Source organism: Leptospira sanjuanensis (assembly GCF_022267325.1).
Classification (GTDB): Bacteria; Spirochaetota; Leptospiria; order Leptospirales; family Leptospiraceae; genus Leptospira; species Leptospira sanjuanensis.
Map to the genome: position 1 here is coordinate 2,859,115 of NZ_JAIZBG010000001.1, position 15,901 is coordinate 2,875,015.

Genomic DNA, 15,901 nt, shown 5'->3' on the forward strand with positions numbered 1-15,901 from the left:
GTCTCCCTAGGACGGAAGACCGGCCCTTCTCCGATTTAAAAATCGATGGAAAACCTAGGCACCGGCGCTTTGAGGCGCGTATTTCTTCTTGTAGATCGCATATCCGATTCCTCCCAAAAGGAGAACCAGCCAAATATACCAGAATTTAATCAGAAGAATGGTGATTGCCGTAATGACAAAGGCGATCACACCTAAAACGACCTTGATCAGACCGCTACCCAAATCTCCAAGAAACGGAATAAAGCTGAGTAAAGAAGTCAAAGGACCGGCCATCATCGTAAAGCTCCCGAACATCGCCAGAAAGCCGACAAATCTTCCGACCCATTTCATCGTGTTGTCATCGGACTTGATATCCGCCATCGTTTCCGCAAAACCTCCCACGCTCGCGTTCAAGAATTTATTTCCTTCCGAAGAAGTGAACTGACCGACTTTTGAACCCTTCACGTCTCCGATAAAGGTCATATCACCTTCCGGAATCGGAGTCACGGAAACCTTCACTCGTTCGCATCCTTCCTTTTCGGTTTCAGCACAAGCCTTGGAACTATGGAGATAACCGTCCGCATATACGAAACCGTTGGAAATGATTTCGTCCTCGTTCGCGTCTCTCGAAGAAACTTGTGAAGTGAAATCGACGTCGCTTAAATTCACCGAGTAATTCTTACCTTCCGCGGTGATCGTTCCGCCGTTCGCGGAATCCGATTGGTCTTTTACGGATTTTCTATGAAACGCTTTCGCACGACAACCGGAGAGCTTAAAGCTGGAAGGGTTTTCGGGTGAAGAAGTCCATTCCAAAACGCAGTTTCTCACTTCTTTCTTATTGCTCCCCGAACCTTCGGTCTTTACTTCTTCGTCCCAAGCATACACTTCGGAACTCACCGCATACGAAATATACGGACCCGATTTTACGAATTCTCCTCCGAGCGAGTTCGCCTTTAAGGTTCCCGTCACGTAAGAAGGCTGACCTTCTTTTGCCTGGCCCGCCGGAACCGCGTTCTTCAACGCGGCGCTCGCCTGTTCGCAAGTTTCCACGTTGTAAATAATGATAAACGACACCGGTAACAAGACGATTCCTGTAAGAATACTCTTAAACGAATTTCCCATTTGAGATAGGAAACCTACACTCTCCGTTGAGGACATTCCGTCCGGGCTTTCAAACGCCATTTTTTTTCTCCTTTCGTTGTTGGTGAGAATTTGCAGCCGCGCTTCTTTTTAATGCACGAATCCGATCTATGGGCGCGGCTGTAAGCTGTGAGAGTTTCCGGGGAATCCAAGGTTTGTAAATAATTTTTTATCCAAATCCGATTCGGAAATGGGAAGAATTTAGAACCGTCGTGCGAAAGAAAACGAGCCGAACTTTTTCGTCGTTCGTTACAAAAAACCTTTTTTCGGAAGAATTTAAAAAGAAGAAATGAGATTTGGATAAAACGAAGATGTCCGTGTCAGTTTCATTCCTTCCGTTCTTTCTTTTATATCTTCCGATTCAGATCTTGTTCGGGAGCAAGGGCTTGGGCGGATTTTCACTCGCAGGGATTTTGATTCTTTGCGTGTTTTTGCATTGGGCGGACCGGAAATACGGACATCCTTTTTTTCGTTCCTTAAAAATTTCACCGATCGTTTTCATCTCGTATTGGTCCGCATCCGTTTTCGCGGAAGGAATTTTTTACACGCAAAGGGCGGCCGAGTCGTTTCTGTTAGGCGACTTGGATTACGCGGCTCAGTTTAGAATGATTCTTCCGGGAATCGACAAAACGTTTTTTCAAACGCAATACTATGGAACCGACGAGAATGCGAATTTTCTTTCGCATCACATGTCGCCCGGAATTCTTCTGTTAGCGCCTTTTGCGATGTCGTTCGGCTCCCCTCTCGGTTTAGGAATCGGAGTTTTTTTCTTTATCTCGATTTCGATTCCTCTTTTGTATTTCTATCTCCTGGCCTCTTCCGTCCCGAAAGAAATTGCTCTTTGTGCTTCTTTGCTTTGGGCCGGTTCTTCCGGCTTGTATCGGCTTGGACATTCCCTTCACTTTGAAGCCTTGGTTCCTTGCGCGATCCTATGCGTTTTAATCGGCGTTCAAAAAGAAAAACATTGGATGACCGTTCTCGGACTCGTTTTCTTTTTAGGAATTAAAGAAGACCTTTCTTTTTACTTGGCCGCACTTTCCGCCGGACTCCTACTTGCCGATCCGCGGAAAAGAAAAGAATGGATTTTCGTTTTGAGCGTCTGTCTTATTTATTCTTTTCTCATCCACCCGTATTTAAGCGGACTTGCGGGAAGTTCCGCACAAAGAAACTGGAAAGAATATTGGGGACAAGCGGTTGCAAATCCGCTTTGGGCCGCGTTTTCGTATATTCAAAAACCGGAAAGTATTTACTCTTATTGGAAAGGAGTTCGGGATCTCAGCCTGGAATGGGGATTTTGGAATTGGACCGGAGGATGGTTGCTGGTTCCGTTTTTCTGTTTGTATTCCGCGTTTCGACTTTCGGTGCATCCGTGGGTTCGGGATCTCTACAGCTATTACGTATATCCTTTGATTCCGTTTTTGATTCTTTTTTTAAGAACCGGTTCCACTTGGATTCAAAATGCCGGAAACGATTTCAAACCTTCGCGAGAATCCGAATCTTCTTTTATCGGCCGTATCGGATTTTTAAAACGAATTCCGAAAGAACGGAAAATTTTCGTTCTTCTTCTTTTAACTTTCGCATTCAGCGTTTACAGAAACGCGAAAGAAAACGAATATCCGATTCCCTTGCAACCGCAAACGAGCAAAGCGAAAGAACTCGAAGAAGTTTTAAAATCGATTCCCGCGGGAAATTCCGTATCGGCAGGATTTCATCTTTCTCCGTTCGTTTCGCCGGACAATCCGGTATATCCGATCCGGGAAAACAGGGAATGGAAAGAATGGATCGTGTTCGATCATCGATACAATTCTGCGTATCTTTCTTCGGAACTGATTTTGCAAAGAATTCAGAGAGACGTTCGCAACGGAAAGATCGAACCCGTTTTAACCACGAAAAATTTCGGTTTGTATAGGCGAAGTGCAAGTCCGAAACGTTAAAAGCGATTCTTACTTACAATATTCCTTCAAACGTTTGCCGGAATCTTGGTATCCGAGATCCAAAGACTTTCGAAAGTCCTTACAAGCAAGCGGTGTCTTTTTTAAAAAAACATACGCAAGACCGCGGTTGTGATACGCGACTTCGTCGTTCGGATTGAACGACAAGGTCTTCGAATAACTCGCTACTGCTTCCGCATATTTCCCGAGCGCGTATTGCGCGTAACCGAGCTCAAAAAGCGCGTATGCGTTCTTCTTATCCAAGTTCACGGCTTTCTGCGCCGACTCCAAACCCGCCGTATAATCCTCGTCCTTGTTTTCGCAGCGCGCCTTATGTCCGTAGAGTTCCGAGTTTTTATTTTCACCGAGATCGATCGCCTTTTGAAAATCTTCGATCGCCTGCATACAATCGTCGATCATCTCGTTTCCGTATCCTTTGTAAAGATAGGCTGACGTTTTGTTCGGATCCAACTCGACCGCCTTATCGAAATCCTTAACCGCATCTTCGTATTGTTTCATGGTATAACGCGCAAGACCGCGGTTGTAATAACCGGAAGCGTCCCCCGGAACCAATTCCAGATATTTGGAATATTCTTCGACGGCCTTTTGATATTCTCCCCGTTCGTTGGCTTGATACGCACGATTAAAAACCTCGCTCGGATCTTCTCCGGAGGTTGTGCCGGTGGAGGAAGGCACGTTCGTATCGGAAGAATCGGCGGAACCGGAAGAAGCCATGCTCGTTTTGATTTCCTGAACGGCGGTGAGGATTCCTCCGAGAGCGTTTTCGATCCAAGAAGGTTGAGCGACGGCGGCGGGATCGTTCGGATTCGGTTCTTTTGAACCGGGAAATACGATGCTAAGAAGAAGAATGATAATTCCGAGGATTAAAAACCAACCGAGTATTCTATTTGCCATCAGGTAATAGAAATCAAATTCCTCGAGAATTCAACTTTTTATTGAACAAAAAATTTCCGAAACCCGCTCGGATTTTCCGTTTTTTTTCGAAATAGAAAAGCCGGATTGATCGAAAACCTAAATTTATTTTTTGGGAAGAATCACATGAAAGATAGTTCTACCCGGTTCCGATTCGAGCTCGATTCTTCCTTCGTGTTTTTTTACGATCCTTCTGGAAATATCCAAACCTAAGCCGCTTCCTTCTCCCGGTCCTTTGGTCGTAAAAAACGGATCGAATATCTTTTCTCGCACGTCGGACGGAATCCCGGGTCCATTGTCTTGAATGGAAACCTTGACTTCGTCCTTTCGATCTCCGATGGAAATTTTGATCTTTCCTTTAAACCGCATCGCCTGCAACGCGTTGTAGATGAGATTGGTCCAAACCTGCACAAGATCGTCCGGATAGGCTTCGATCGTAGGTCGGGTCGGAAAGTCCAATTCCACATCCACACCGCTTTTGATTTTATTATGATAGATCGTTAGAACGGTTTCGATGTTCTCCGCAAGATCGGTGAGAACCTTTCCTCTGCTTTCCTCCGTATCGATATGCGCGTAGTTTTTAAGAGCATATACGATTTTGGAAGTACGGTCCACCGCCAATCGGATCGATAGGATATTTCGATACGTATGAATTTCTTCCAATGCGAATTTGATCAACGGATAACGCGCCGGATCGGAAAACAATGGGGAGAATTCTTCCAATGCAAGGGGAAGTCCGTTGTCCAAAAGGCGATCCGCAATATCGTGCGGATTCTCGAATCCCAATTCGATCAACTTCGATTTGATCGAAGCCATCGCGGCCTTTTTGTTTTCTCGGGATAACATCGCTTCCTTACTTTCGATCCCTCTGCGGATCAATTCCGAAAGATCGTGAATGAATTCCGAACTCGCCTTCCCGAACTCGGGACTCAACGTTTCCATTCGATCCGCGGAAGAATTCAAATACGCGCGGAGTTCGCCGCTGAGGGCCGCGATTGCGCCTAACGGGTTGTTGATCTCGTGTGCGATCCCCGCGACGAGTTGTCCGAGCGCGGCCATTTTTTCGGAAAGAATCAGTTGTTCCTGAGTTTTCTGAAGATTCTCCAAAGCCTTTGCCAATTCGGAAGTTCGCACCTTGACAGCCTTTTCCAATTCTTCCTTGGCTTCCTTTCTTTCCGCATTCAATAAAAGCTGAGTGACTTGTTCGGCGACCGTGACGACGAATTGTTTTTCATATCCTTTCCAACGTCTCTGTTCTCCGCGGTGTTCGAGACAAACTACCCCTTTGATTTTCCCCCGAAGAAAAAAAGGCGCGTCGAGAAGAGAACTGATCCCGTTCGGTTTGCTATACGTTTCCGCAAGTTCGGCAGTTCGCGGATCGTGAATCACATCGGACGCGTCCACGAAACGATCGCTTCGAATCGCCTCGAAATAAGTCGGATAATCGGACATGTCCAATTCGACCCGAGACATATAAGTCTGATCTTTCCGATCCCAACCCGCAAACATCGTCCATAGGTTCGGGTTTTCTTTCGGAAAGATCCAGATTCCGACCCGGTCGCAATCCGCCACTTCCGATACCATAAGAACGATTTTTTTCATTCCCGCTTCGAGATCTCCGGACGCGAATTCCGAATCGGTCGCTATCTCCATGAGCGCCTGCGCGTGTAAGGCGATTCTTCTTGTTTGTTCCTCGCGTTCCCTTGTGGCGATCTTTTGTTGAGTTATATCTCTTGTGATCGCGATGGCGATCGGTTCCTCACCGATCTTAATTCGTCTTGCGGAAAACAGAGTATCGACGACCTCTCCGCTTTTCTTTTTGAATTGAACTTCGTAATCTCGGATGATTCCTTCGTCTCTGAGAATCGAGACGACCTTATCCCTTTCCCGAGGATCGTTCCAGATGCCTATGTCGATCGGAATGTTATCGATCACTTCCTCTTTGGTATATTCGAGCATCTCGGAGAAGCGTTCGTTGACTTGAACGTAACTTCCATCGGAAAGATTGTTGATCGTAATCGTATCGGGATTCATCTCGAAGATCATTTCGAACAGATCCTTGCTTTCCTGCATCTTTGCGAAATATTCATTCCGTTCGAGCTCCATCGCTTTTTTATCCGTTACGTCGATGAGGAGCGCGAGCAGCATCGGTTTTCCGTCCAACTGGAAAACTCTGTTTCCCGATAATACGTGTTTCACGGTCCCGTCCGAGGTTTGAATCGTGGCCTCGAGGCTCGCGGTCCAACCTTTTTCCTCCAATTCCTTTTTGAGTTTTGCCCGATCGATCGGAGTTCTCCAGATTCCGAGTTCCATCGAAGACTTTCCGATGATCTGTTCTCTCGTATAACCGATCAGATCGCAATAAGACTGATTGATCTGTCGATAAATTCCGGTTTCCAATTCGGAAAGGGAGACCGCTGCGGGCGTGAGTTGAAAGAGTTTTTCAAAAAGGTCTTTGCTCAGACGAAGTTCTTCGTCCAATCTTCTTCGGTCTTCCTCCGACTTTTTCTTTTCGGAGATGTCGGTCGCAAGAGAGATAACCTGTTTTCGTCCGTTGATTTCTATGATTCTCGCCGAATAAAGAATCGGAACGATTTCCCCGTCCGAAGCTTGATAAACGGATTCGAGATTTTTCACTTCTCCCGTTTTGGAAAGAGCTTCGTAGACTTCGGCTCTGAAATTTCCGGACTTATCCCAGATATGAATTTCGGGAGTCGTCTTGCCGATCACTTCTTCCCGAGTGCGTTTTGCCATTTCGAGAAATCGTTCGTTTACGTCGACGATCGTCTTTTCCTCCCAATCGGTGACGACTAACGCGGAAGGGACGAGCTGAAACAATTTCTGAAAGAGGCTTTTGTTTTTTTCGAGTTCCTGTGCGAGATTTTCCAGATTGGAGGCCGATTCCCTGAGATCGGAAATATCGTGACCGATGGAAAGAATTTTTTTCTCCCCGAAGGATTCGATCATTCTCGCGGAAAATAAGATCGTCTTAATCGCGCCGCTGAAAGTTTTCAACTTAACTTCAAGGTTTTGTACGATTCCTTTCTCCCTCAAATTTTGAAAAATCAAAGCCCGATCGTCGAGGTTGTAGTAAAACCCGAGATCGAGAGGGGTTTTATTCAATACTTCCTCTTTTGTTTTGCCTAAGTATTCCAAAAACCTTTCGTTTACTTCTAAATACGTACCGTCCTCTTTCGACAACGTAATCGCGGACGGATTCATCCGAAAGATCTGACTGAGGATCTCTTCCTTTTCACGGACCTCGTCCAAAAGTTTTTGTTTTTCCCGTTCTTCCTTGATCCGATCCGTCATCGGAACGGTGATGCTTAAAAGAGCGGTCTTTCCTTTGTATTCGATCGGCTGCGCGGAAAAGAGCGCCCAAAATTCCTTTCCTTTCGTGGTTCGAAACGGAATCTCCACTCCGTCCACGAACCCGTCGCGTTTCATGATCGAGACGATCGTTTCTCGAACTTGCGGCGAAAACCAAACGCCGAGTTCCAAGGTGGTCTTTCCTACGAGTTGATCGTGGTCGTATTCGATCTGTTCGCCGAACTTGCGGTTTACTTCGAGAAGTTTTCCCGATCCGATTTCGGAGATCGCCATCGGAAACGGATTGAGAACGAAAATTCTCCGCAGAGCTTCCCAGCCTTCCTTAATTTCATCGTATAATTTTTCGCGGACTTCTTCGTTTCGTTTTTGTTCGGAGATGTCGCGGATGATTCCCCAAATCGCGACCGGTTTTTTGGAATCGTCCTGAAGCACGTACGTCTTGACGCAGATCGGAATCGGACTTCCGTTCTTACGAACGTATTCTTTTTCGAATTCCTGAGAATAACCGGAAGAAAGAAGATTCTCTTCGAAAATTTTTTGTTCCACCGAATTCCAATGGGAAGGAATTAAGGACCAAAAGCTCATTCTCTGCAGTTCTTCCAGAGAATAACCGGTAAGAATCTGAAAGGCCGGATTCGCTTCCAAAAAATTTCCTTCAAGATTTGCGATTGCGATTCCGTCCCGACTGGTTTCGAAAATCTGCCGGAAGAATTCGGAATTAAGCAAATTTGAATCTAAGGTTTTCATGGGTCGGGCGACGTTTCCGCTTCTATTTAAAAGACGTTTAAATATTAAAGAGAACTCGGAAAAGGAAAAACCATTTTACCTAAGATTTTCTATTTTTTCGCGCTTCGGTTTCGTTTACGGACCGGTAACGCAGCGAAGATACCAGTTCGAACTTTTTCCATTCCCGCCCATAAGCCCGCTCGTAAAGAAAATCGCAAATCCGTAGGTCAGATTGTTTCTCGCCGTGGACGAACTCCAATAGTATTGGGAAACGGTTCCCGGAAAATACGTCGAACTGATCGCAGGAGTAACACCGGAATAATCCACGATGCTCAGAAGTTCGTTGATGTTCGGCAATCTCCAACTTTTTCCCGCGAGAGAAAGAGAGGTGCAATAACTAAGCGCACCTTGCCAAGTGTTCGTTCCGCCTGAACCCGCACCGCCTTGCCAAATCAAACCGGTTCGATTGTCCGTAACGGTTCCATCACCGTTGTTCGTGTAAGAAGGCGTGGAGAGGGAAGTTCCCGAAACGCAGCGAACTCCATACGGACTGATTCCGTAATTCAACTGATCGTAAAAACCCGCGTTGATTTGAATATGCCAGCCCGTTGTGGAAGGGCTTCCCGAATACGGAGTATCGGAAATAAAATTCACGCTCGGGCTTCCCGGAAACGCGGAAGAATCCACGGCCGTATTGCTTTCGATATTCGCGAATCGTTCGAGTTCGAAGATCGAAGGCATCCTCCAAGTGGTGATTCCCGCATATCCCGCCCCCGAGTTTTGCGCGTTCAACGCAGCACAATAAGTCGGCGCGCTTGCGTACGTAGTCGCGGTCGCGGTTCCAGTCGAGCAAGTAGGCCCGCTCAATCCTTCGGCACAGGTTTTCCAAATAAGACCGCGCACCGCATCCAAGGTCGTATAATCGTTCGTATAAACCGAGTGAGCCGTGGGACCGATATAACTTCTGTTAGACGGAAGATCCAGGAAGTCACCGTCCTGACGCGGATAGGTTCCGTTACCGCAGGAGATATTGGTCGTTGTATCGTAACAGAGCGTTTGTCCCGTATCGGAAATCTTATCCGGAAAAATCGACGGTGGAATCGGAGGAAATACGCAGGAAGAATTTTGCCCGAGAGCGCAGCGAACGATCACGCTGTCCCACCAAGCCTTGGAATACGGGATTTCGGGATTGTATGGTTCCTTTCCGGGATCACAGGCGGTCAAAAACAAAAGCACGGATAAAAGAAGAACCCGGTTCATACTTCTATTTTAGCCGACCCGCCAAAAAGACGGTCAACATTTTTTTGACAAACGAAAATTTTAAACCGACATCGGTCTTTTTATAATTTCGAACTGTCGAAAAACCGCGGCAATTCGGCAAGAAAAAACTTAAACGTGTCTTTCCTTTTGCCGAAATGGGCGCGTTGTACGTTCCCGAAAATTCGATGTGTACCGATCGGAAAGACTTCTACGGATCAGCTTACGACGGAGCCGTTGTTTTCCTGAATGACGTGGCCGTCTTCCAAGATCATTCGGATCAAACGCGTCATTTCAACGGAGTATTCCACGTTGAGGTGTTTGGTCACACCTTCGCAGAATCCGTTGATGATGAGAAGTTTCGCGTCGTCTTCGGACAATCCTCTCGACTGAAGATAAAACAGTTGATCTTCGTCGATCCGCGAAACGGTAGCTTCGTAGTTGAGCGTTCCGTTTTGACCGGAAACGTCGTTGTATGGATACGCGTGCGATTGGGAACGATTGTCCATCATCAAACCGTCGCACTTAACGTGAGAGTAAGAATTTTCGGATCCTGCGGTGAACTTAACAAGTCCTCGGTAGGAGTTGATTCCTCCGTCGAGAGAAACACCTTTTGCTAATATATTGCTTCGAGTATTTTTGCCGACATGAATGATTCTCGCGCCGGTATCCTGAATCTGTCCTCCGCCCGCAAACGCAAGAGATAGAATATCCCCCGTGGAATGGTCTCCTTGCAGAACGATTCCCGGATATTTGACGGTGTTCGCTCCGATGTTCACGTCCGTCCAAGTGATATGCCCTCTTTCGTGGCATAACCCGCGTTTGACGGTCCAGTTGTACATGTTCTTCTTCCAGTTCTGGATCGTCGTATAAAAGATCTTCGCGTTTTTGTGAGCGATGAGTTCTACAACCGCCGTATGGAAGTTCGTGCCCTTGTCTTGAACGGAGGAACAACCTTCGGAGTATTCGATCTCCGCTCCTTCATCAGCAATCAATAATGTTCTTTCATACTGACCGGAAGAAGCCGCGGTGACTTTGAAGTAAGCTTGAAGAGGCATCGGAGTTTTCACTCCCTTGGGAACGAACGCGAACGAACCTCCCGAAAAAACACAACTGTTCAACGCGGAGAATTTGTTGTCTCCCACGCTGACGACCGTTCCGAGATATTTGCGTACGATGTCCGGATATTCCCGGATTGCGGTGTCGATGTCGCAGAAAAGAATCCCGAGTTCGGTTAATTCTTTTTTTACGTTCGCGTAAACGGTTTCGGAATCGTTCATAGCTTCGATTCCGGCGAGATACTTGCGTTCGTGTTCCGGGATTCCGAGTCGTTCGAAGGATTTTAAGACTTCGGGATCGACCTCGTCCCAGGATTTTTTCTTTTGTTGATTGGAGCCGATGTAGTGCGTGTAAGAATCGATGTCCACGTTGAAGTTGGGAAAAAATCCCCAAGTCGGCATGGGCTTTTGTTCGTAGATTTCAAAGGCTTTGAGACGGAATTCCGTGAGCCAGCCCGGCTCGTTCTTAATATGAGAAATGGATTCGACGACTTTGCGTGTGAGGCCTTTCGGAAAATTATCGGGGCGGTAAAAGCGATCTTCGTTGGCGGATTGTTTTTCCAGAACTTGTTCCATTTTCCGTTTCCTCCCGATATTAGACTCCCGTTGAGCCTACTTCGTCTCTCAAGTGCCAGAATCCGCAGGCGAGCGCCTGCGGACAGAAAAAAATCCGTGAACTTAGTTCACTGCGGAGAAATAGTCTTTGGATTTTTGAGGATCCGCAACCATCGTTTTCTTTCCTTCATCCCAGTTCGCAGGGCAAACTTCGCCGTGTTTTTCCACGAATTGGAACGCTTTGATCAGACGAATCGCTTCGTCGATATTACGTCCCACAGGAAGATCGTTGATGGTCGCCTGACGGATCACTCCCGCTGGATCGATGATGAAGGTTCCTCTCAACGCGACTCCACCATCGGTAAGAACGTTGTAGTCTCTGGAGATGGACTTCGTAAGATCCGCGATCAGAGGATACTTAATGTCTCCGATACCGCCTTCTTTTTTCGGAGTATTCTTCCATGCCAAGTGAGTGAATGCGGAATCCACGGAAACGCCGAGAACTTCCGCTCCGAGTTTTTTGAATTCAGCGAGCTTGTTATCGTATTCGATGATCTCAGTCGGGCAAACAAAGGTGAAGTCGAGCGGATAGAAGAATAGAACCACCCATTTTCCTTTGTAGTCAGAAAGTTTAACTTCCTTAATTTCTTTTCCAAGAACAGCTTCCGCTTTGAAATCCGGCGCAAGGGATGTAACCTGAGGCATTTTGTCTCTCCTTTTGAATTTTGATTTTGAAACTTAGACCCTTCCATACTATCGGCTTCCCCCCCGGAAGCAAATATTTTTTAGAATCATTCTAATTTTTTTTCAATTCTAAAAAATGGACGGAACTCCGGCCCCCGCGTTGAAGAAGCAGATTCCGTCGGATTCAAGTCGTATGAGTTCCCACATTTTTCCCGAAAAATGCCGAATCTTCTTGGGAACAAAGAAAACCCAGGGTCCATCCCGATTTGTGGGAACTACCACAAATTTAAGAAACCGGCAAGGCTTCCCATTCCGGTCGTAAAATGCTCATCTCAAATCCGGACCAAAACCCGTCCTTGAATCGAACGATATCCCGGTTTAAACCTTCGATCCGAAATCCGACATTCTGATAACAGGCGATTGCGGCCGGTTAAAATCATACACGTTCAAAGCTACCCGGTGCAATCCAAAATCCGTAAAACGAATCCGCAAAAGAAGTTTAACCAATTCCTTGCCCATCGCTTTTCCACGCGACTCGGACTTGCCGATCAAAAGCCGCGGCACACGAGCGGACTCATGTTCCAAGTTGATCGAGGCAAGTTCGCAATAACCGATCCTTTCATCGGAACTTGTTTCAATCATGCGAAATGCCTTACGATCGATGGCCCGGAGATTCTCCAGAAGCTGTTCTTCGGTTAAAGGAAAACGAAACTTAGGACCGGAAAATTGCGGCAACGACTCCTTGAGTATCTACCCGGGAAATCAACAGGGGAATATCGTTGGTCTCGAACGGTTCTAATCGTACCATGACATACGGAAGAATTCTCGAAAAGGAATTTTAGAAAAGTCTAATTTTTATGGAAACAGCGCTTTTGATTCTTCTTTGCTGCACGACCTTGATCGGACCCAGAACCGGAGTCTACGACAAGGAACTCAACTATTGTTCTCCGAGACCGAACTGCGTCTCCAGTCAAAGTTCTTCGTATAACTTCATCCATCACATAGAACCCTTCCGCTACAGAGAAGAAAAGGAAGAAGCCTTTCAAAAACTCAAAGAAAAACTCGAACAGGCCGACCGCGTCAGCGTTTTGGAAGTCGACGGTTATTATATCAAAACCCGCTTTTATACCAGGGTTTTTCATTTCCCGGACACGGTGGAATTCTTATTTGATGAGAATGACAAGGTCGTTCAGATCCGCTCGGAATCCATCCTAGGTTTGTTTGATTTTCTTGCGAACCGAAGAAGGATGAACAACCTCCGCGAAGAACTCGGCTGGGAATGAAAAACACGAAGTCGTTTAACAAAAATTAAATCGTTACTTACAGCTTGTCCCGAAACTTATTTCTACTTGGATAGAAAGACAAACTCCAAGTTCCCGTCATTGACACTGCGATCCGTAGAGAGCAGTGTCAGTGAGTTTTCTTTGGAACGGGATCTGATAAAGCGCCGGAAGCGCTAAATTCTAAAAAGCTTTTGTCACGGATTCCCTTTTTACAAACTTCCGCCGATCTCTCCATCTTACGGACTTGCGTCCACTTCTTCGATTTTCAGATCGTCGTTGTAAACCGTTCCGCTCGAAATGCTGGGCGGCGCGTATAAACCGAAATGCAATTGTGCGATCGTGTTTTTTCTGCAATACACTTTCGCTTCCGAAACGAGGGTTCCGTTCTGCCAAACTTTGACGTTCCCTTCTGGATTGGAAAAATCCAAATAGACTTTCAGCTCCACCCATTGCGACTTCGGAAACGATAACGAACTTGTTTGATACGAAGTTTGTTTCTGCCCCATCCAGGGAACGTGCATTAGATGAACAAACCCTTCGTTGTTTAAATTCACAAGAATGGGGCTGTTCCAATTATCGGAAGAATCATCCGCGATCGTCGCAAAGCTGAACCACTCGTTTTCCGGCTGCATCGTCCTCAAATTCATATCCAGCCAAACATTCATCGTGATCAAAACCGGAGTCACGAAACTTCCGCCGCTCGTCTTATGCAATTGTATCGTAGGATAACCGCGGTGATTGTTATTCACCAAAAGACTACTCGCTGCATACGAAGAATACACCCAACCCTTGTGCGACTTTGCTCCGGTCTTAACTTGTTCGGCGGAAAGATCGTGCGAACAGGAATTGTGATAGTTCTGCGGAACGATGTAGAAGTTTGAAAAATCGGAAACGGATTCAAAGGAAGTGAAGAATGTTCTCTTTGCTTGCGTTCTCGTCGCATTGGCCGCGGAAGAACACTGCGCTTGGTTATAGGCTCCGAGTAGGAGCAAGGTTTGCATTTGACTTTCATCCGAATCGGGACGACAGCCGATCGCCACAAATGAAAAAACCAAAAGACTCGCAAAAAGTCTTTTGGTTTTGGATTTCTTTCGGAAAGTCTCTTGATCAATTTCTTTCCAAATAGGTTTCATGTTCTAACTCAACAATCCGACCGAATCGTTTTTTTCAGTTTCGGAATATTTTTCTTTCTATAGATACGATTTTAAAATCAGCTTTTTGATTCCGAAAACTTCTATCCCTTGAGAAAGCTCATCGTTTCCTGCAGATTTTTCGCGATCTGCAACAAACTCACCGCGCTTCCCGCAATCTCTTCCGAATTCGCCGCGCTGTTTTGAACCGTAATGGAAATATTCGAAACCGCGTTTGCGGTTTCCGCGATCGCCACCTTTTGTTCTTTCACGGAATTGCGGATTTCTTCGGATTTCGCGTCGACCTGATCGACTCCCGAACGGATCTTCTCCTTCTTCTCTTGTTGAAGTTCCATCGTCGCCACGATCTGATTGGAAGATTCCTTCAAATGTTCAAGACCGCTCAAGAGCTGAGCGTAAACGGTCACGGAATTTTCCACGATTCTTCTTCCGGTTTCAATCTCGGCGTTGCTCGTTTTGATGAGTTCTTCGATCGTCATCGCACTGGAATCGGTTTGTTCCGCGAGTCTCGTAATCTCGCTCGCAACCACCGCAAAACCTCTTCCGTGTTCCCCGGCTCTGGCCGCTTCGATCGCGGCGTTTAACGCGAGTAAGTTGACCTTTTCGGAAATCTCCTTAATGATCGCGGTGATGGACTGCATTTCCACGGAGCTGTTCTCGATCTTTTCCATACTTTCGGAGAGATCGCCCATCGTCTTCTTACCGGAATCGGTTTTAAGATACATTTCGGAAATCTTATCCAGAGAATTCTTAACCGCATCCCCCACCTTCGAGATCATTCCTTCCAGTTCGCGCATTTCGCCGTTAAACGAAGAAATCAAAGCATACTGGGATTCCGCGTTCCTCGTTACATATTCCATCCCGGAAGAGATTTCCTCCACGGATGCGGAAATCTCTTCCACGGAAGCGGACTCGGATTGCGCATTGGAGGAAAGATGATCGGCCGATTGGGAAAGCTGTTCGGAAGCAGCCACGATGCTTTCCGAAAAGTTCAGGATCGTATCCAGCATCTCCTTCACCTTGATCTGAAAGAGACGGAAGGCCATGAGAAGAAGATAGAGTTCGTCCTTTTTCTTTTTGTCTTCGTCCACCTCGACCGGATGCGAAAAATCCGCGTTTATGATCGCGCCGCTGACAGTGTTCAATCCTTTGACCAATTGGATCGAATAGATCACCGCGACCAAAAGGATGTACGTCAGAGTTATTCCCGAAAGAAGAATGAACACGAACCAACTGAAAGCGAATTCCTTCTCCGCTTTGATATAAATCGCGTCCGTAATTCTCAACTGAACCTGGATCAACTCTTCGATTTTCTCGGTTACCGGATCGATTCTCGGATAGAGACGCTTTTCCGCAAAAACTCCGAGTTCTTCCAAGTTTCTTGTGGTCATCAGCTCTCTCGCTTCGGCAACCGCGGCGTTTGATGCGTCAAACAAAGGAGTTAATTCCTTGATGATCACTTCCTCTTCCTTTACGAGATGCGTGGCGCTGTAAGCAGACCATTCTTTTTGAATTCCGGAAGTCGCTTTATCCAAATTGGCAACGCCTTCTTCGGGAGTAAACACTCCGCTTCTCACTTTGTGAACGCAATCCACGATAAAAATCGCGTAGAGATCGGAGATTTTCTTTAATTGTTTGAGAGGAATTACGCGATCTTCGTAGATCGTTTCTATGTCTTCGATTCTATCCTTCGTATTCGTAAGCGCTAAGCTCACCAACAAAGCGATCGGTATCAAAACCGATCCGAATAGAAGCATAAGCTTTTTTCGAATTCCTAACCTTTGGATGAATATATATATCTTTTTCATAGATTTTAAGGCGGCTAATGATAGCCTCTATCACATAGGTAGTCAAGTGTTTTCAAAAACGAGTCT

The 15,901-nt window shown here is 46.3% G+C and carries 11 protein-coding genes; 2 read left to right on the top strand and 9 right to left on the bottom strand.

Features of this window, described 5'->3' with window-relative positions; all coding sequences use genetic code 11:
* Positions 1-54: 54 nt before the first annotated feature.
* Positions 55-1,161: a TMEM43 family protein gene (locus LFX25_RS12875; RefSeq protein WP_238730597.1), complete on the bottom strand. Its 1,107-nt coding sequence runs from the start codon at positions 1,159-1,161 to the stop codon at positions 55-57.
* A gap of 269 nt (positions 1,162-1,430) precedes the next feature.
* Here LFX25_RS12875 and LFX25_RS12880 point away from each other — a divergent pair, with 269 nt between their 5' ends.
* The gene (locus tag LFX25_RS12880) at positions 1,431-3,053 is read left to right on the top strand and encodes a DUF2079 domain-containing protein (protein WP_238730598.1); all 1,623 of its coding nucleotides are present in this window, start codon (positions 1,431-1,433) and stop codon (positions 3,051-3,053) included.
* A 9-nt stretch (positions 3,054-3,062) separates the two neighbouring features.
* Here the strand turns inward: LFX25_RS12880 and LFX25_RS12885 are convergent, their stop codons facing one another.
* The 6 genes from LFX25_RS12885 to LFX25_RS20965 all read right to left on the bottom strand — a co-directional run bounded on the left by LFX25_RS12885 (position 3,063) and on the right by LFX25_RS20965 (position 12,328).
* Positions 3,063-3,965 carry a tetratricopeptide repeat protein gene (locus LFX25_RS12885; RefSeq protein ID WP_238730599.1) on the bottom strand — a complete coding sequence of 301 codons (903 nt, stop codon included), beginning with the start codon at positions 3,963-3,965 and terminating at the stop codon, positions 3,063-3,065.
* Positions 3,966-4,088: 123 nt separating this feature from the next.
* On the bottom strand, positions 4,089-8,060 hold the full coding sequence (locus tag LFX25_RS12890; protein WP_238730600.1) for a PAS domain S-box protein: 3,972 nt from the start codon (positions 8,058-8,060) through the stop codon (positions 4,089-4,091).
* Positions 8,061-8,174: 114 nt separating this feature from the next.
* On the bottom strand, positions 8,175-9,299 hold the full coding sequence (locus LFX25_RS12895; protein WP_238730601.1) for an Lcl C-terminal domain-containing protein: 1,125 nt from the start codon (positions 9,297-9,299) through the stop codon (positions 8,175-8,177).
* A gap of 215 nt (positions 9,300-9,514) precedes the next feature.
* Complete coding sequence (sufB, locus tag LFX25_RS12900) at positions 9,515-10,930, bottom strand: Fe-S cluster assembly protein SufB (protein ID WP_238730602.1); 1,416 nt, start codon at positions 10,928-10,930, stop codon at positions 9,515-9,517.
* A gap of 102 nt (positions 10,931-11,032) precedes the next feature.
* A complete protein-coding gene (locus tag LFX25_RS12905) occupies positions 11,033-11,614 on the bottom strand; it encodes a peroxiredoxin (protein ID WP_118956404.1) in 582 nt (193 codons plus the stop codon).
* Between the two features lie 357 nt (positions 11,615-11,971).
* Positions 11,972-12,328, bottom strand: coding sequence for a GNAT family N-acetyltransferase (locus tag LFX25_RS20965; RefSeq protein WP_406600499.1), 357 nt, complete (start codon positions 12,326-12,328; stop codon positions 11,972-11,974).
* Positions 12,329-12,450: 122 nt separating this feature from the next.
* Between LFX25_RS20965 and LFX25_RS12910 the strand changes: the two genes are divergently transcribed.
* Positions 12,451-12,876, top strand: a complete 426-nt coding sequence (locus LFX25_RS12910) for a DUF1499 domain-containing protein (protein WP_238730603.1) — start codon at positions 12,451-12,453, stop codon at positions 12,874-12,876.
* A 236-nt stretch (positions 12,877-13,112) separates the two neighbouring features.
* Here the strand turns inward: LFX25_RS12910 and LFX25_RS12915 are convergent, their stop codons facing one another.
* Together LFX25_RS12915 and LFX25_RS12920 are read right to left on the bottom strand one after the other, a co-directional pair.
* A complete protein-coding gene (locus LFX25_RS12915) occupies positions 13,113-13,877 on the bottom strand; it encodes a heparin lyase I family protein (RefSeq protein ID WP_238730604.1) in 765 nt (254 codons plus the stop codon).
* A 233-nt stretch (positions 13,878-14,110) separates the two neighbouring features.
* Complete coding sequence (locus LFX25_RS12920; RefSeq protein ID WP_255717819.1) at positions 14,111-15,835, bottom strand: methyl-accepting chemotaxis protein; 1,725 nt, start codon at positions 15,833-15,835, stop codon at positions 14,111-14,113.
* Positions 15,836-15,901: the final 66 nt, after the last annotated feature.